Below are 17,569 nucleotides of genomic sequence, written 5' to 3' on the forward strand. Positions count from 1 at the left end.
ATCAAAACCCACCAATAAACGTATCAACAAACCCTTTGAACTTCTCAGTTAACCGACCAACAATCTTTTTACGTTGCAATATCGTAGGCTTGGTTTGTAGCGTTCCTACAAAGTCATCACGTAGTGGCATCTCTTCGCTAAGCTCATAACGGTTAACCAAGATTTCTAGCTTATCAGTATCTAGGTTTTCTTCTGTTGCCATGCCCTCTAAAGCTTCACGTTTCTCTTTTTCCCAGAAGAATTCAAACTCTTCTTCAACATCAGCGTGAGCAGGAATTCCATCAAGATGGTCATTCATGAACTTCTCGATTAGAGCTTTCTTACTGAGTAACGTAGGGTCAGAAGCAATCAAGTTCGCGATAACCTGGCGCTTACGCTCTTTCTCGTCAGTGCTATCTTCTTCATGTAGCTCACGCAATAAGTGAAGAATGTAACCAACATTGACTTCATCTCGGTGCATTAGCTCAAGTTCAAAATCGACGTCATCAAGTATTGATACTTTCTCTTTGGTTGAGTTCTCACGTAACTGGCGATTTAAGTCGGCATATTTGCTGGTGAAGTCCTGAAACTCTTGATCGCTCATTGCGGTCGAGTCCATATCGAAATCAGCGAAATTACCCAGCATATTTTTAAGACGCATCAACTCTCGGAACTGCCTAACAAACAGAGCCTGAGCCTCTTCATCAGGAAGGTCATCAACTGAATCAACTGTTGGCGTAATTGCCATTAACGCTTCATAAGCTTTATCAAAGTCTGCTAACAGATCTTCAAATGGCGGTATAACAATAGATTCATTCGGCTGCTTGTTAGAGAACAGCGTAAATGCATCATCTGCTGCTTTCTTCAGGTTGCGGAAACAGACCACATTACCGTGAGATTTAGTTTCATCTAACAAGCGGTTAGTTCGCGAGAATGCTTGAATGAGTCCGTGATTCTTTAGGTTCTTATCGACATATAACGTATTAAGTTTTGGAGCGTCAAAACCCGTTAAGAACATGTTTACTACAAGAAGAATATCGATCTCTTTCGCTTTCACTCGTTTAGAGATGTTCTTGTAGTAGTTATAGAAAGACTCACTATCTTTGGTTGTATAGCTTGTGCCGAACATCTTGTTGTAGTCGCCGATGAAAGACTCAAGCTTATCTCGGCTGTGCAGTTTTACTGCGTCGCCGTCATTCAAATACTTTGCTGCAGCTTCTTGAATATCTGCTTCGTCACCATTGCCTAACTCGTACTCTTCCTCTTCATTGGCTTCATAGCTAAAGATGGTCGCTACTTTAAGGTTGTGCTTGCCTTCCGCTTTCTTCTTAGCTAGAAGTTCATAGTACTGGATCAATTCAGGCACACCAGATACGCAGAACATCGCATTGTAATCACGGCTGTGCGTCTTTCTTCGGTGATGAGCAATGATATAGTCGGTAATCTTATCAAGACGCGCAGGAGAGCTTAGAAGCTCTTTGGTGTCGATATCTTCTACTTCAATATCAAGGTTGTTGTTCGAGCCATCTTTGTACTGATAGCGCCCCACATACTCAATGGCAAACTTCAGAACGTTATTGTCACGAATAGCATCAACGATCACATAAGGGTGTAAGCATTCGCCAAAAAGGTCTTTAGTGGTTTTCTTTATGGATTTCTTAGCGACTGCGTTTTCAGCAAAGATTGGCGTGCCCGTAAAACCAAACAGCTGAGCCCCTTTGAAGAACTGAGTGATATTCTGGTGCGTATCACCAAACTGGCTGCGGTGACACTCATCGAAGATAAAAACAATACGTTTATCTTGTAGCGCTTCCATCTCATTTAAGTAGCGCTTTTTAGTCACCACGTTATTGAGCTTTTGCAGTGTGGTAACGACAAGTTTGCTGTTGCGGTTTTCGTTAATCTTTTTACCTTTAATTGGCTTATCGATTAACTGATGAAACAGCATATTGGTATTGTCTGTACTATCTACACAACCTTTGGCAAAGGCATTAAATTCTAACGCTGTTTGGTAATCGAGGTCCTTACGGTCAACAACAAAAACGACTTTATCAACTTCACTTAATGAAGTCATAATCTGCGCAGCTTTAAAAGACGTCAGCGTCTTACCAGAACCCGTGGTGTGCCATATGTAACCGTTCAAGTCTGCAGTTTTGACTTGCTTAATGATCTCTTCCACTGCATAGAACTGATACGGGCGCAGCACCATTAAGAACTTACCTGTCTCGTTCAAAACTATGTATTTCGTCAACATCGCTGTTAGGTGCGACGTTGTTAGGAAAGCACTAGCGAAGCTCGGAAGCTGGCTAATCCTCTTGTTATCAAAATCCGTCCAGTCAAACGTCTGTTTCGCTGACATTTCGCTATTGTTAGAGAAATACTGGGTGTTCACCCCATTAGAGATGACAAACAACTGAATATAATTAAACAGACCGTGGTTGGCATGATAGGAATGCTTTTGGTAGCGCTTAACTTGATTAAACGCCTCTTTTAACTCAATACCACGTCGCTTAAGCTCTATTTGAATTAACGGAAAGCCATTGACCAATACCGTCACGTCATAACGATTGGTATAGATACCCTTCACTGTAATTTGCTGGGCAACCTGAAAGGTGTTTTTACTGGCATCATCAAACAACAACGTTAAATGTCGGCTGTCACCATCATCCAAGGTGACATCAAGCTGATCGCGCAATATCTTCGCTTTGGTGAAAATATTGCCTTTCTCAAGCTTGCCCAATACCTGACGAAACTCAGTGTCTGAAAGCGTACATTTATTCACTTTATCAAGTTGAGTTTTTAGGTTCGCTTCAAGCGCTGCGTTATCTTTTAACGTAACAACCTCAAAACCTTGAGTGCAAAGCTGAGCAATTAAATTGTCTTCTAATTGTTGTTCTGATTGATAAGCCATGTGACGATTTACTTTCCTTAATTGTCTTTATCCAGAGCCCTAGCAAATAGAGCTCTGCATCAAGAAATTACACAAACATCTGCTGTAGTAAGCCTTTTTTGAACTGTTTGGTTTGTTCTACCTGTTCTGCAACACCTTCGATTTTGGTATCGATAGACTGTAAGAATTGGGCGATTTTCTTCTGCTCCTCAATGCAAGGAAACGGGCATGGAAGTGCCATCAGGTCTGCGCTTGATATGTTCATTCGATCATGTCTTGCACCAAAATTAGCAACACTATGCATGTACTTGTGCCATGCTGTCCCTTTAAAAAAGTATGCTATAAAATCCAGGCATACTTCCGGATTGAAGCGAAAAACAGAGTACAGCGGAGACATCACTCCTTGTTCAACGTTGTTCCTACCGATTGGACCAACTGGTGCTAACTCAGATATTCTCGGATTGTAAACAAAGTCATTAATATCAACTATATAATAGTTGTCAGTATTATCCTCTTTGGCTATTTCTTTATCAAAATAATCTTGTTGAGAAATTATCCCATGCTTTGCTGAGTTAGTAAGTACAGCCTTTACTAACCTACTTTTATTTTTAGTCGTTACTTTTGATGCCAATTGATTCAGAAGCTTCTCTTCCCACTCAGGGAACGCATTACCATTTTCATCTTTAAAGCGAAGTAGTTGACCAAAAGTCTGCTGCATTACGCCTTTTTTGTACTCTTTAAGCAAACGATAGCTTTCTGCCAATTGGCTGATTTTGGTATCAACAGAAGTTAAGAAGTCAGCGATTTTCCTACATTCATCAGTTTCAGGACTGTGAACAGGAAAAGCTTTCAAAGTACTTAAATTTAATCCTGATTTAGCTCCTGAATCATTCAATCTATTCAGTCTTTTATGTGTTTGAGGTGCAGTTAAGTAATGAGCTAAAAAACCACAAAGATCTGACTTTTTAGGCCTAACTAACGCTACATGCTGATTAATATAGGCATCACCAATGTCTTTAGGAACTAACCCTATTTTTCCTAATTCAGCAGTAATAGAAACTAAAACATCACCATGTTCTAACTTAGTTCTAAATCCATCCCTGCTGGTTTTCGGGACACATACATATTTTAGCTCCTCAAGATCAAGAACAGGACTCCCTCTTCGAAGGTTCGTCATCCGAATAAACTTTGCCCCTGAAATTGAATAAAATTGAGCCCAATCTCTAGAACCACTAGTGACTAAAAGACTTAGCTCATTAAGAGAATTTGAAGTTAGCTCTTTGCTAATATTTGGAAATCTTAGTCTTGGTGATTTTGGCTTATTCACTTCACCACCTCAAACGGAACATCAATACCTAACTCGGCACAATACCCAACGATGATATTGTCAGTTTCTAACATCGCTCGGTCATTTTTTATTAGTAACTTTGATACTTCCGCTAAGTTGACATCATCATCATCTTCAAAAGTATCAACGTAGCGAGGGATGTTTAGGTTGTAGTCATTATCTTTTAAATCTGAAGGTGTTGCTGCAAAAGCAAACTTATCGATGGATTGACGATTAGTAACAGCATTAAGAATGCGCTGTAAGTCTCCCTCACGCATTACGTTGTTGTTAGTACCTTTCTCAAAATGGTTACTGGCATCAATAAACAACACGTCATCGTCTGCTTTACGACTCTTTTTCAGCACCAACACACAAGTTGGAATAGAAGTACCAAAGAAGATATTGGCAGGTAGACCAATCACCATATCGAGATAGTTTTTCTCCTTGATAATGTGCTGGCGAATATGCCCTTCTGCAGCGCCGCGGAACAACACTCCATGAGGCAGTACCACTGCCATTGTACCGTCATCATCAAGTTGATGAACCATGTGCTGAACAAAAGCAAAATCCGCTTTTGATTTGGGTGCAAGTTTTCCATAATCAGAAAAGCGCTCATTGTTCAGGTGTAGAGGGTTTGCAGACCAATCAGCAGAGAATGGAGGGTTGGCTACCACTGCGCTGAAGCGTTGCTCAATATGTGCTGGAACTTCTAACGTATCGTCATTCTGAATATCGAAACGGTTGTAGTGAACATCGTGCATAATCATGTTCATCCGGGCTAAGTTATAAGTACTTGGGTTTTGCTCTTGCCCGTAGAATTTTAAGTCTGGGTTGTTAGCTTCTTTGGCAACACGCAATAGCAAAGAGCCAGAACCACACGTTGGGTCATAAACTGATTTAAGGTTTGGGTTATCAAGTGTCACAAGCTTAGCGAGCAGCTTAGAAACCATTTGCGGCGTATAGAACTCGCCAGCTTTTTTGCCCGCACCACTGGCGAACATGCCAATTAGATACTCGTAGGCATCACCAAGAATATCAATTTCACTGTTTTCTAAGTGGAAATCGATGTTATCTAGGTGCTCAAGCACTTTAGCAATTAGTTTGTTACGAGCATCTGGCGTTTTACCTAGCTTGTTTGATGTTAGGTCGAGCTCATCAAACAAGCCGTTAAAATCATCCGCGCTGTCTGCTCCCATAGTACTTTGCTCAATGTCATTCAGAACATCGCGCACATCATCAAGAATGAACTCACCATTAGCACCAGCTTCAGCAACCACATGAAACAACTCTGATGGCTTAAAAAAGAAACCTAGTTTGTCTAGCGCCTCTTCTTGGACAGCCTCTAGGTACTCTTGGCCTTCTTCGCTCTTTTCATCGATTTGAGCGAACTGAATACCATCTTCTGAAAGCAGTTCATCAGCGTAGCTGTTTAGCTTATCTGATAGATATTTATAGAAGATTAGACCAAGGATGTAATCACGGAAATCATCGGCAGACATGTTGCCACGTAGGGTGTTTGCGATGTTCCAAAGCTGTTTCTTTAGTTCTTGTTGGTGTTGTTCGACCATGGGGTGTCCGTAATTAATGTAAGTTTTTAGATTCAAGCCACTTGAGATGATTGCTTAGACCATCGAGTCCAGGGTAAATTGAAAATCTATTGATACCGTAGATAGATAATTGTTTTTTCAAATCACTTCTGAGTGCATTTGGAATGATGAATTTTATCATCTGTTTTGATTTATAGGCAGCCATCAGGTTCGTATGAGCAGTAAAAAGGCCATTCTGTGCGATTATTCTTGGTGTGAGGTTATCGGGAATGTATCTCCGAACATCATTGTGCGGTTTGAGGTCTAGAGGTGACCCATGTTTTTCGATATCAACAGGGTCTTTTCGGTCAATCAATACATAGATTGCTGAATCTGAATTGGTTTCTTCTTCAATAGCAAAATATAGTGCTATCAGTGGATTCTTCGACCAATCTAGAAGCCTTGTTGGTAAACCATGATGTTGTGCTAAAGCCAGCCACTCCCAGTCATTTTTTGGGGTGTATTCTAGGTGTGGCAACGCCTGCTGCTTAAATGCTTTAAAAAGCCTTTTCTCAGCTTTAATCAACTCATTTTCATCACTATAACCTAACCGCATAATCGACGGCTCAAGCTTGAATTCGCTATCCTTAATTCCGCGATATACCGTATATTCTGCATTCAGTTTTTGCACCTCAGAATGGTAGTGCTCAAAGCTTTCCAAGGTAACTCGCTTTACCACATCAACATAATGGGGAATATTTAAATTATAGTCTTGAGCAACTATGTCCTCTCGAGCTATCAACGTTGAAAATTTTTCTACCTCAAGACGATTCTCGGCTGACTCGATAATACTCTTTAAACCATCTTCAGATAATGTCGGAATTTGCTTAGATTTATCGACCTTCTGACTAGCATCTATAAATAAAATAGGGGCATCAACATTACGATTTTTTCTAAAAACCAAAACACAAGTCGGGATAGAAGTATAAGACAGTAAGTTCTCAGGCAAACCAATGACCATATCTAGAAGCCCCTCATCAACCAAATACTTACGTATTTCACCTTCGGCACCTCCTCTAAATAAGGTGCCTAATGTGGTAACGACTGCCATGGTTCCAGTCTCATTTAACTGATAAATCATGTGTTGAATGAAAGCAAAATCAGCAACTTTCTTGGGAGCAAGCAACCCAGACTCAGAAAATCTAGCGTCGTTCTGAAAACTTTCTCTTGCCGACCAAGGTATACTAAATGGTGGGTTAGCTACTACGGCATCAAATCGTTGATTGAGGTGATATGGTGATTCTAAGGTATCGCCATTTTTGATATCGAACCGGCTACATGGAATACCATGTATAAGCATGTTAATGCGAGCTAAGTTATAAGTGTTTGAATTCAGCTCTTGCCCATAAAACTTTAAGTTTGGGTTGTTTGTTTCTTTCGCTACACGCAATAGCAAGGAGCCGGAACCACAAGTGGGATCATATACTGATTCTATATCTGGATTATCAAGGGTGACTAATTTAGCCAGTAACTTCGAGACCATTTGTGGTGTATAGAACTGGCCTGTTTTTTTCCCCGCATCGTTGGCGAACATTCCAATTAGATACTCGTAAGCATCACCAAGAAGACCAATTTCACTGTTGGCCAAATGGAAATCGATACAATCTAATCGCTCAAGTATTTGGGCAATCAGCTTGTTACGAACATCTGCCGTTTTGCCTAACTTGTTAGAGGTGAAATCTAGTTCTTCGAACAGGCCCTTGAAGTCATCAACACAACCTGAATCCATGGTACTTTGTTCGATGTCATAAAGAACATCATGCACAACATCAAGAATGAACTCACCGTTAGCTCCCGCTTTAGCAAGCACATGAAACAGCCCCGATGGCTTAAAGAAATAACCTAGCGCGTTTAAAGCTTCTTCTTTAATCGCTTCTAAATACTCTTGACCCTCTTCACTCACTTCATCAATTTGAGCGAATTGGATACCGTCCTCCAAAAGCAATTCATTAGCGTAGCGATTTAGCTTATCTGATAGATATTTGTAGAATATTAGGCCACGGAGATAGCCGAGAAAATCGTCTGCTAACATGCTGCCACGAAGGGTGTTGGCTATATTCCAAAGCTGCTTATTTAATTCTTGCTGACGTGGTTCAACCATGATTTTTCAGTTACGTATCGTTTAGTTGGCGGCATTGTAACTGAAATGAGCATTGAACTAGAGTGCATAGATCATTTTTAAACTACGGAGTGGCTAGAAAGGCTGAGATTACGCGCTGCTTAAAGGCTCCCAATTGAAGTTCACCGAGTGCATTAAGAGATCCGGCTGAGTTAAGTTCGGTACTGATAGCGCTACTCCAAACCAACTTTGAGTTCACTTCTGCTCGTTCTTCTAAGAGACCGTGACCAGTTAGGCAAGTACGTTGAGATTCTGACTCAAACTCTATCAATCTCTCTATTTTCGAAAACATACATGATTCAGGGATGTCTTGCTCAATACGCTCTGAAAACTCTATAAGGTTTTGCTCTGCAAAAGTGTATAGCCACGCTTGTTGGTTTATGCCGCTATTTACCCTAAGGATGCGTCCAAGCACTTGTCTAAAATAGAGCTCAGTTTTGACAGAGCTCATATGACAACAAACTTGAAGTCTAGGAATATCTGTACCTTCACTGATCATTCCAACACTGACAATCCATTGAGCACCACTTTGACGATAACGTTCTATTTCAGCTAACGGATCTTCATGGCGATAAGTAACGATTGATGCAGATTGAGAGTACTTTTGAGAGAGTATCTTTTGGATTGTTTGAGCGTGCTTAACAGAAGAGGCTACGACTAACCCTCCACCATTGGGGGATTGAGTTCGAATTTCCGCAAGCTTCTTACAGCCGAGCCCAAGTAAATACTCCATCGCATCCTGATTATGTATAACACTTTGATATGAAGTTTTGGTCTGCTTGAGCATTTCTAAGATTGAAGAAAACGATTCAACTTTCTCATCACTGGTCACTGAAAGATGTTCGTTATCAACCAACACCAACTTTGGAGATCGGCAAACCTTATCGACAATTGCTTGCTGTAAGGTGTATTGATAATCAACGAGGATTTGACCTTCAGGGTCACTATATTCAGACATAACTATTGGTAGAGAGTCTGAACGCCATGGAGTACCAGACATAGCAAGTGTGTAGGTCGCGAGCCCTTGAACCTTCGTAAGTACTTGCTGACCCCAAACGTTCGCATTTTCAAGTTCAGACCCAGAGCAATGGTGGATCTCATCAAATACAACAAATACTCGATGGTTACGTAACGTCTTCCAAAAATCATCATTAAGGAATTGAATAGATTGATATGTTAACGACTGCCCAATCGAGCCTAATCCGCCATTAAAAGTACAATTCAGAATCTGAGAAAAGGTTCTTTTGATTCCATCAGAAACCGTTAAAGATGGAGAAAAGCACAATACAAGATCAACCAAACCTTCGTTAAGCAACCTTGATGCAACTGTTGCAGCGAGCACCGTTTTACCAGCGCCAGGAGTTGCTTGGCAGAAGAAGTGCTGTTGATTTGCCCTAAATTTCTGTAACGCTTTTTCAGAACATTCTACCTGCCACTGTCTTAACACGGTTGGTCGCCCTCTGAGAGAGTTTTCAGGACATTCTCCAATCCATTCATCTTTCCAAGCAACTGCGCTGAACGTTCTCTTGCTTGCTGTAACAGTGGAACTAACCGGCTCTCAAGTTCAGGGAAGCGACATTTTAATGAATGGTATTCATCTATTTCACCAAGCACTATCTCCAATTCACCTTTGTATTCGTTGCTCTCTCGGAATAGTACAGAGTAATCCGATGTAGATTGCTTTACCGAAACTTCACGTTCAGATTTTCTTCGAGGCACAACTTCAAGCTCTATAAATTGTTCGGTTTGAAAATACCTTTTGTTCCTTCCTTCACCTTCGCTTCGAAGCCAACCTCTTTGTTGATATTGCCATATTTGGCGATAAACCTTCTTCCGAGCTTCATCAAGACTCTGTGTAGCACACCCACCATTTAATGAGACGTCCCTTGCCTCTATAACAGAAAAACCATCCATTCTTTTTTCAATCAATAACTTGTGCATTACTGCACTGATTTTTATAGAACGTTTCATGTACCAGTTATACCAATCAAAATACTAAGGATTGCTTAGTATACAGAAATCAGTAAAACTAAGAAAATCTTAGTCACATAGAGCCAATTAGTATGAATCATAAATGTCGATCGACAACCCTATTCCAATGCGGCTCAAGGAAGTACGCAAAAAAGCAAAGATCTCCCAAAAAGAATTGGGGGTGCGTATTGGTATCGATGAAAGTTCGGCTAGTGCGCGAATGAATCAGTACGAGAAAGGAAAGCATACGCCAGATATCAGTACATTGAAGAAAATGGCTGACGAGCTGGGTGTGCCTTTAAATTACTTCTTTTGTGAGGATGAAAGTTCAGCTGAACTAGCTTGCTTGATTGCGAAAATGAGTGAAGAAGAAAGAAACAAGCTAACGGCACAGATAAAGGCAGCTAACCTTAAAATCCCAAAAGAGAATTAGAAATAGCTAATGTATTCGATATTTTTCTGGAAACTGATATTATCTAAACTCAATTTTTAGGAAAAATAGCGAAAGATAGCTGCTTTTCTGGAAAAGGCTATCAAGCCTTATCATTTAACCCTTTCCAGATTTATTTCAGAAACCACCTGTGTTGGTATCCAAGTACCATGCGATAAACCACTGTAAGTCAAAGAAATATTATACAAAAGCCGACCTATGTCGGCTTTTTTTGTTTTTTACCGTATGGTTGGGATGCTTATTAACCGAACAGCATTTTACATACTTAACTTGGAATCAAGATCAAACTACAATCGCGCGCTATAAAATTACACGCATAAAAAAACAATTAGCTCTAATACATGAAGGATGTACGAGTAATGAAAAAAGTGAGTATTCTCGCAGCAGCGATTGCAGTGGCTTTAACAGGTTGTGGTAGCGACAGTTCTAATTCAGGTGTCACAACACCGACAGGGCCATCCACAACAACCAACAAGTTTATCGATGCCGCTGTTGAAGGTATCTACTACAGCACTAGCTCTGGTTCAAAGGGCATCACAAACAGCGAAGGCGAATTTACCGCTAAGTCTGACGACACGGTGACCTTCTTCATTGGTGGTGAAAATGGCTTGAAAGTAGGGGCAGCATCAAACCGTGATGTACTGACACCATTTGAAGCAGCGGGCAAATACGACCGAGCTCTAAATTTAGCAATTCTACTTCAGTCTTTAGATAACCAATCTGGTAGCGCTTCTGATGACGTACTGACAATTCCAGATGCGCTGCGCGAACCTGATGCTGCGACGTTAGCGAAGATGAAAAGCCTAAGTCTAGATGACCGTGATTCTGTTACAGACTTCCTGACAGCGATGGGAGTCACTTCAATTACTAGTGAATCTGAAGCATTGGCTCATATGGAGAAAGCATTCGGAGAAAAATCAGGGACTGTTCGCGGCAGCGCTGATGCCAATCCATTTGTAGCGAAAAATGGGCAATTTATTCGCTCAATCATGGTGAGACAGTATGATATTAACGATCCAAACAACCGCCCTAACGACAAAACAATGTTAGTTCACGCTGACAAAATGCTCCCTAAAGCTGTGTTTGAACATACACGTGGCACGCCTTACTTCACTTATCAAGATTCAGCCAATGGTCTTATTGCTGTAAGTGACAGCGACTCTTTATTGTCATACGCAGACGCTGAAGAGTATATCAACTGTGTATTGACAGGAAGTTCTGCAGGCTGCAATCAAACAGCTCACCCAGACTTCACTCTAAACGCTCCGTTTTCTTACCTTCTGCTTGATAAAAGCAAAGAAAATACCACACCTAAGCCAGGACGTTACGATGAGGTACCTTTCATTGAAGGGAATCAACAAATCCTCAACCACTACACGCCAAATAAACTGGAAGATGATCGAGATGAAGGCGATGCAGACCCTTCATACCAATATGAAACCCTTTCTGGTAGCTATGACCCAATTACAAAAATATACACACAAATTCGTTCAAAAACTGAGTTAAACGACCCATCAAACGAATCTAGTGGAAAGAATCGCATCGAAGAAAGTTTGAATTTCTACTATCACGTAGAAACACCTAGCGACGAAAGGTACGTAGACTTTACTGGCTCTTGGGATACCACTCAGATTTGCGCTGATGGACAAAATGCTGTCATGAGAATGGTATTTGATTCTGAGGGCGCTACCGTATCAGGGAAAGAGTGCAATGCAAACTCACCGGCAGATCTTGAAGACTCAGGCAAGAAGTATACCTATGAAGAGCTTGCTGCAATTGACTATTGGTGGTTTAACATTTCAGGACGTGAATCAAAAGCAACACTGACAGATCTAAACTCAGTTGTGCGCTTCTGTGATGATACTGACAATGGTTATATTCCTGGTTCAGGAGATAAATGTCCTGTTGATGCAAATGGTAATAACCAAGAATACATCATTAAATGGGAATACCAACCTGCTGGTACTAACTGGGACGAAGGATTGCTAACTCGCCGTAAAATGACTCCAGACGGATCAACAACAGGCCGTGTGAGCATCATGCAAAAAATCAACTAACCTTTGAGTTAATTTGATGACTTATTAATAAACCAGAAGCTGAGCTTCTGGTTTTTTCATTTTTAACACACATGAACCTTCAAACAACCATCAACGTAGATACAGAAACAAAGAACTATCGAGAACAACATGGAGTTTGTTATGAATCTACTCATTGAATCATTTGAAGGCGGGATCTACTTGGCTTACCAAATCATTGGCGAGCAAAAGCAGTTAATCAAAGACGACCACCAGCACCCAATGAAGTTTTTGAGTGTTAACCAAGCCCGCGACCACTTCAGTGATCAAGGCGTATCGTCAGCAATGCTGATACACAACAGTGCATACGACGAGATGTGCGGTGAGCATTGTGGTAACACCCAACCGTTCGAAATTGATTTGAAGTGGAGTTAAATCAACTTCAAATCAATCGCAATAAAAATTGAAAGGCTTGCAGCGATGCAAGCCTTTCTTATGGGAATCGCTTTCCCTATCTGCACTGAAATCAGCGCAATGTTCGTTTCTGTCTACGTTTGATGTTTTGCTCTTTCACTACAAAGTCGAACAGCGGAGCAAACAGGTTAGCAAACAAGATCGCCAACATGATGCCCTCTGGATAAGCAGGGTTGAGCACTCGAATACCGACCGTCATCACACCGATCAGAATCCCGTAAGCCCACTTACTCTGATTAGTAAACGCGGCAGAAACTGGGTCGGTTGCCATAAAGAAAGTGCCAAAGGCAACACCGCCCAATACAAAGTGCCAGTAGAACGGCATCGAGAACATCGAGTTGGTATCAGAGCCAATCCAGTTCAGTAAACTCGACGTTGCCACAAGCCCAACAATCACACCAGCCACAATGCGCCAAGACGCTATCTTCATGACGATCAAAATCAGACCTGTCAACATGATGAGCAATGAAGAAACCTCGCCCATCGAACCCGGAATATTACCGATAAAGGCGTCCATCCAAGTGATCGCCTCGCCAGTCATGTTATTGATGAGTGACGCGCTACCACCTTCATACCATTGGCTTAAAGGTGTTGCACCAGAATAACCATCGGCTGCCACCCATACTAAACCTCCCGACATGTTGGCAGGATAGGCAAAGTAGAGAAAGGCTCGACCAGCAAGCGCTGGATTAAGGAAATTTCGCCCTGTGCCACCAAACAGCTCTTTCGCGACAACGATACCAAAGGTGATACCTAGCGCTGCTTGCCATAACTGGATAGTCGGTGGAAGAATTAAGGCAAAGAGAACCGAGCTAACAAAAAATCCTTCGTTGACCTCATGCTTACGTACAACGGCAAACAGCACCTCCCAGAAACCACCGACGACGAAAACTGTCGCGTAAACGGGTAAGAAGTAGAGAGCCCCGAGCAGCATTTGACTTCCCCAGCTACTTACTATCAATGACTGTGCATCAGCAAATGCCCACGACAAGCGCCAGCTACTCTCAATAACCGAGGTAAGTTCGTTAAGTTGATAACTGGATGTAAGTGCCGAGACACTCTGGTGCCCGACGTTATACATGCCCCAGAACATGGCAGGGAAAGTCGCCAGCCACACCAAAATCATAATACGCTTGAGATCGATACTATCTCGAACATGGGTCAAGCCTCGGTTTACGTTGCCGGGCGTATAAAAGATGGTGGCAAACGCCTCATAGACAGGGTAAAGCTTTTCGTATTTACCTCCGGCTTCAAAACGCGGGGCTACGTCTTCTAATCGTTTCTTCAAACTCATAATCTCAATCACCTTATTGCTTGAGTTATGGTTTTCTACGCACCAACTGCTCTATTTGAACAATTTTTAGCTATTTTTAATCAAATTTGTATTGAAAATCCGAGTATCCGGAAATCGACCTGATATTGAAAAGAAAGGCGTATAAACAACAAAGCCCCAGCAATGGCTGAGGCTTATCTGGTCTTACGCACGTCTTCGTTATTTCACACACATCACATTAAGTAGTGAGGAGCCTTTAAGCTGGTTTACGTTACCGTTAGTAAACAGGCCTTTTTTATCTGCTCCCCAATAAGGAAGATGCATTGGCCAGTTCTGATTTTCCATGACCTTCGACCCTAAGAGACTTTGCCACTGCTTTTCAGTCAACAGCGTCATATTAATCTTATCACATACTAATTCGGCACTGTCGTAATCGAGTCGGCTCCAAGGTTTACCTTGCTCCATATAAAACTGTTGTTCATCACCTAAAAGATAAGGAATCGCATATTTACTACCCGCAACACTCGCTGTCATGCGTATTTCAATGTTCAGATCATTGTCTGAATTTGCACCATGACTAGGGAAAGCTTGAATGGCAGCAGCACTCGCGACTGCAGCTTTTTGAGCAGCTGCTATCGGCTTCGGCGCTGGTTTCGCTGCTACTTTAGCCTTAACTGGGGCTTGATGCTTAACCGTTTTTGGCTCTGCCGTTTTTGACTTCATTGCTTTGGTCACGACCGGTTGTGAAGAAGAGGTCTTCGATTTATCAACCATACGAATAAAGGCTTCGCCATAGCCAGAAACCTTACGTACCTGAGCTAAGTCTTTTCTCGCATCAGAGAAAGTAGAATAAGGACCAATTAGGCAGCGATAGTCTCCACCTTCGGGCTTCATCCATACGTTAGTTGAAATCTTCTCATACAATGGCTTTGCTTTGCTCAGTGACAAAGGCTTATTCAACAAACCACATTGAACCCAAAACAGCTCATTATCTGAATGATGTTTAGGCGCTTTATTGCCCCAAACGCCTTTACCAATCGGACATGATTGTTCTAGCTGTGGTAACTGATTGGTGCTTGCCTGAGTCGCATCGCATAGAACCGATTCGGCATTAACTTGGCTTGATACCAACAGGGATGCAGCAATAAGCCCCATACGATAATTTCTAACCACAGCACGACATACAACCTTCATTGTCAACTTCATAACCACCACTTAAACCCTCTAGGGGTTAATTATTACCGAACAAATGTCGATAAAACATGAATTCCATTTTAAGTACTATTGACTCTATCAATGGTACTAAGTTCCAAATTCATTAAGCAAAAAAAGAGCCGTAATTGCTTACGACTCTTAGTTTAGTGATTTTTTTTACTAAAAATCAAACTGAACTATCACCCTTTATAGATTTTCGGGTTAAACACGTCACGTAACCAGTCGCCTAGTAGGTTGATAACTAGAACCAATGTCACCAAAAGCACACCTGGGAATGCAGTGATCCACCATGCTCCTGAGAAGATGTAGTTAAAACCAGTACTGATCAGGGCACCGAGTGACGGTTGGTCTACCGGAAGGCCTAAACCTAGGAAAGAAAGTGCCGCTTCTGACATGATGGCATTTGCCACCTGTACTGTAGAGATAACCAAAATCGGTGATAAACAGTTAGGCAGAATATGACGGAACATGATACGAGGTGCTCTAAAGCCCATCACACGTGCCGCCTCTACGTACTCTTTCTTCTTCTCTGCTAATACTGATGCACGAATAGTACGCGCATACTGCGGCCATTCTGCGATACCAATGATCACCACCAGCATCACCACAGCGTATTGTGCATAAAAATCACTACCGAAACTTGCCTTAAAGATGGCCGAGACAATGATCGCAACCATCATGGTTGAGAACGAAAGCTGAACATCTGCGAAGCGCATCAAGAAGCTATCAATACGGCCACCGAAGTAACCTGCAGACAAGCCAATGATGATACCAAGCGTCAGTTGTAGACCTACCGCTAAGAAACCAATGGTCAGTGATAAACGAGAACCGTAAAGCATAGTCGATAAAATATCACGGCCTTGCTCATCCGTTCCTAGCAAGAAGCGTTCTTCGCCGTCTTCCATCCATGATGGTGGAAGTTCTGAGTCCATGATATCAATCGATGTCACGTCGTACGGGTCTGTTGGCGCTAGGATAGGTGCAGCTAGAGCCATCACCAAGAAGATTGAGAAAATGGCGAAGCTCACCATTGCCACTTTGTCGCGTAAGAAGTAATACACAATGTCAGATTGCTTAAAACGTTCCCAGCGAGACGGCACTGTCGATGTCTGTTCCATGATTATGCTCCTTTCCCTGTGATGTTAACGGTTGGGTTGATAACACCGTAAAGCAAATCAACAATCGTGTTAGTCACGACGAAAATAAGACCAACAAAAATAACGTATGCAGTAATCAGTGGTGTATCTACACGGTTGATTGCTTCTAAGAATAAGAAGCCTGTACCTGGCCACTGGAAAACAGTTTCCGTAAGAATGGTGTAAGCCACCATCGTACCAATCTGAACACCACCAACGGTAAGTACCGGTAGCATGGTGTTTTTCAATGCATGTTGGTAATAGATTTTGTTTAGCGCTAGGCCTTTCGCTTTACCAAACTTAATGTATTCAGAACTTAGAACTTCTAACATTTCAGAACGAACTAGACGAATAAACAGCGGCAGCATGATAGATGCCAGAGCAATACTCGGAAGTACTAAGTGTGCAAGGCCATCTAGCGTTAAGAAGCCAGACTCCCAACCAAACCAGTTGGCCGTATCACCACGTCCAAATGACGGCAGCCAACCGAGCTCGATAGAGAACACATACATCAGCATGATTGCAGTTAAGAAAACAGGAACCGAGATACCGACACTACTGCCTGCCATAATCAATTTGGTAAAAAAGCTTTTTGGGTGAATCGCAGAGTAAACGCCGAGTGGGATCGACATACAAACAATAATTAAAGAAGCACCAAATACCAGCTCCAGAGTTGCCACTAGTTTATCTAGAATCACATCAACTGCAGGTCGCTTAAAGAAGTATGATGTACCAAGATCACCCTGTAGAGCTGCGCCTACAAAGCGAGAGTATTTTGTAACGAAGGGATCATTTAAGCCGAGTTCATCGCGTAGCGCTTGACGCTCCGCCTCTGAAACAGATTGACCGACTAACTCACGTAACGGGTCGCCCAGGTTATCCTGAATGGCAAACGCCACCAAACTGATCACAAACATCACTATCAGTGCCTGAAACAGGCGCTTGACCAGAAACGTAACCATTCCTTGCCCCTTATCTATCCATGACTATCTAATCGAAATCCGCGACTAGACAACAAAAAATTCAGTCTTAAAAAAGGTATTTAGCCAGACTGAAGGAAGACCAAATACCGAAACTTAAATCTATCTCTTAATAATATTGAGAGCCTGAAAGCTTCAGGCTCTCGATTCTAG

At 41.9% G+C, this 17,569-nt stretch carries 13 protein-coding genes; 3 read left to right on the plus strand and 10 right to left on the minus strand.

Annotated features, from left to right (window positions below; translation table 11 throughout):
• Nucleotide 1: 1 nt before the first annotated feature.
• The 6 genes from ACED59_RS11130 to ACED59_RS11155 all read right to left on the minus strand — a co-directional run bounded on the left by ACED59_RS11130 (nt 2) and on the right by ACED59_RS11155 (nt 9,872).
• Entirely contained in the window at nt 2-2,890 is a 2,889-nt protein-coding gene (locus ACED59_RS11130) for a type I restriction endonuclease subunit R (protein ID WP_102556508.1), read from the minus strand.
• A 67-nt stretch (nt 2,891-2,957) separates the two neighbouring features.
• A complete protein-coding gene (locus tag ACED59_RS11135) occupies nt 2,958-4,196 on the minus strand; it encodes a restriction endonuclease subunit S (RefSeq protein WP_102556509.1) in 1,239 nt (412 codons plus the stop codon).
• On the minus strand, nt 4,193-5,764 hold the full coding sequence (locus tag ACED59_RS11140; protein WP_102556510.1) for a type I restriction-modification system subunit M: 1,572 nt from the start codon (nt 5,762-5,764) through the stop codon (nt 4,193-4,195). The genes ACED59_RS11135 and ACED59_RS11140 overlap by 4 nt, the downstream gene beginning before the upstream one ends.
• A 13-nt stretch (nt 5,765-5,777) precedes the next feature.
• Complete coding sequence (locus ACED59_RS11145) at nt 5,778-7,883, minus strand: type I restriction-modification system subunit M (RefSeq protein ID WP_102556511.1); 2,106 nt, start codon at nt 7,881-7,883, stop codon at nt 5,778-5,780.
• Between the two features lie 82 nt (nt 7,884-7,965).
• Nucleotides 7,966-9,348 (minus strand): DEAD/DEAH box helicase, encoded by a 1,383-nt coding sequence (locus ACED59_RS11150; RefSeq protein ID WP_102556512.1) that lies wholly within the window; start codon nt 9,346-9,348, stop codon nt 7,966-7,968.
• Nucleotides 9,342-9,872 carry a hypothetical protein gene (locus tag ACED59_RS11155; protein WP_102556513.1) on the minus strand — a complete coding sequence of 177 codons (531 nt, stop codon included), beginning with the start codon at nt 9,870-9,872 and terminating at the stop codon, nt 9,342-9,344. Before ACED59_RS11155 ends, ACED59_RS11150 begins: the two co-directional genes overlap by 7 nt.
• A gap of 103 nt (nt 9,873-9,975) precedes the next feature.
• Here ACED59_RS11155 and ACED59_RS11160 point away from each other — a divergent pair, with 103 nt between their 5' ends.
• The 3 genes from ACED59_RS11160 to ACED59_RS11170 all read left to right on the plus strand — a co-directional run bounded on the left by ACED59_RS11160 (nt 9,976) and on the right by ACED59_RS11170 (nt 12,773).
• On the plus strand, nt 9,976-10,305 hold the full coding sequence (locus ACED59_RS11160; RefSeq protein WP_102556514.1) for a helix-turn-helix domain-containing protein: 330 nt from the start codon (nt 9,976-9,978) through the stop codon (nt 10,303-10,305).
• A 377-nt stretch (nt 10,306-10,682) separates the two neighbouring features.
• Nucleotides 10,683-12,380, plus strand: a complete 1,698-nt coding sequence (locus tag ACED59_RS11165; protein ID WP_017099222.1) for a hypothetical protein — start codon at nt 10,683-10,685, stop codon at nt 12,378-12,380.
• 141 nt (nt 12,381-12,521) lie between these two features.
• A complete protein-coding gene (locus tag ACED59_RS11170; RefSeq protein WP_017103429.1) occupies nt 12,522-12,773 on the plus strand; it encodes a DUF6482 family protein in 252 nt (83 codons plus the stop codon).
• A gap of 91 nt (nt 12,774-12,864) precedes the next feature.
• Here the strand turns inward: ACED59_RS11170 and ACED59_RS11175 are convergent, their stop codons facing one another.
• From ACED59_RS11175 to ACED59_RS11190, 4 genes are all read right to left on the minus strand, one after another.
• Nucleotides 12,865-14,106: an NADH:ubiquinone reductase (Na(+)-transporting) subunit B gene (locus ACED59_RS11175; protein WP_017099221.1), complete on the minus strand. Its 1,242-nt coding sequence runs from the start codon at nt 14,104-14,106 to the stop codon at nt 12,865-12,867.
• Nucleotides 14,107-14,304: 198 nt separating this feature from the next.
• On the minus strand, nt 14,305-15,291 hold the full coding sequence (locus tag ACED59_RS11180; RefSeq protein ID WP_371704929.1) for an SPOR domain-containing protein: 987 nt from the start codon (nt 15,289-15,291) through the stop codon (nt 14,305-14,307).
• A gap of 188 nt (nt 15,292-15,479) precedes the next feature.
• Nucleotides 15,480-16,418 carry an ABC transporter permease gene (locus tag ACED59_RS11185; RefSeq protein WP_004735541.1) on the minus strand — a complete coding sequence of 313 codons (939 nt, stop codon included), beginning with the start codon at nt 16,416-16,418 and terminating at the stop codon, nt 15,480-15,482.
• Between the two features lie 2 nt (nt 16,419-16,420).
• Complete coding sequence (locus ACED59_RS11190; RefSeq protein ID WP_009848074.1) at nt 16,421-17,398, minus strand: ABC transporter permease; 978 nt, start codon at nt 17,396-17,398, stop codon at nt 16,421-16,423.
• Nucleotides 17,399-17,569: the final 171 nt, after the last annotated feature.

Origin of the sequence: Vibrio sp. FF266 (assembly GCF_041439695.1) — a bacterium.
GTDB lineage: Bacteria > Pseudomonadota > Gammaproteobacteria > Enterobacterales > Vibrionaceae > Vibrio > Vibrio tasmaniensis_A.

Excerpts from the sequence above, each read along its gene's own strand:
- ACED59_RS11130 (WP_102556508.1), bottom strand. The coding sequence starts at position 2,890 with ATGGCTTATCAATCAGAACAACAATTAGAAGACAATTTAATTGCTCAG.
- ACED59_RS11140 (WP_102556510.1), bottom strand. The coding sequence starts at position 5,764 with ATGGTCGAACAACACCAACAAGAACTAAAGAAACAGCTTTGGAACATC.
- ACED59_RS11145 (WP_102556511.1), bottom strand. The coding sequence starts at position 7,883 with ATGGTTGAACCACGTCAGCAAGAATTAAATAAGCAGCTTTGGAATATA.
- ACED59_RS11155 (WP_102556513.1), bottom strand. The coding sequence starts at position 9,872 with ATGAAACGTTCTATAAAAATCAGTGCAGTAATGCACAAGTTATTGATT.
- ACED59_RS11160 (WP_102556514.1), top strand. The coding sequence starts at position 9,976 with ATGTCGATCGACAACCCTATTCCAATGCGGCTCAAGGAAGTACGCAAA.
- ACED59_RS11165 (WP_017099222.1), top strand. The coding sequence starts at position 10,683 with ATGAAAAAAGTGAGTATTCTCGCAGCAGCGATTGCAGTGGCTTTAACA.
- ACED59_RS11170 (WP_017103429.1), top strand. The coding sequence starts at position 12,522 with ATGAATCTACTCATTGAATCATTTGAAGGCGGGATCTACTTGGCTTAC.
- ACED59_RS11175 (WP_017099221.1), bottom strand. The coding sequence starts at position 14,106 with ATGAGTTTGAAGAAACGATTAGAAGACGTAGCCCCGCGTTTTGAAGCC.
- ACED59_RS11180 (WP_371704929.1), bottom strand. The coding sequence starts at position 15,291 with ATGAAGTTGACAATGAAGGTTGTATGTCGTGCTGTGGTTAGAAATTAT.
- ACED59_RS11185 (WP_004735541.1), bottom strand. The coding sequence starts at position 16,418 with ATGGAACAGACATCGACAGTGCCGTCTCGCTGGGAACGTTTTAAGCAA.
- ACED59_RS11190 (WP_009848074.1), bottom strand. The coding sequence starts at position 17,398 with ATGGTTACGTTTCTGGTCAAGCGCCTGTTTCAGGCACTGATAGTGATG.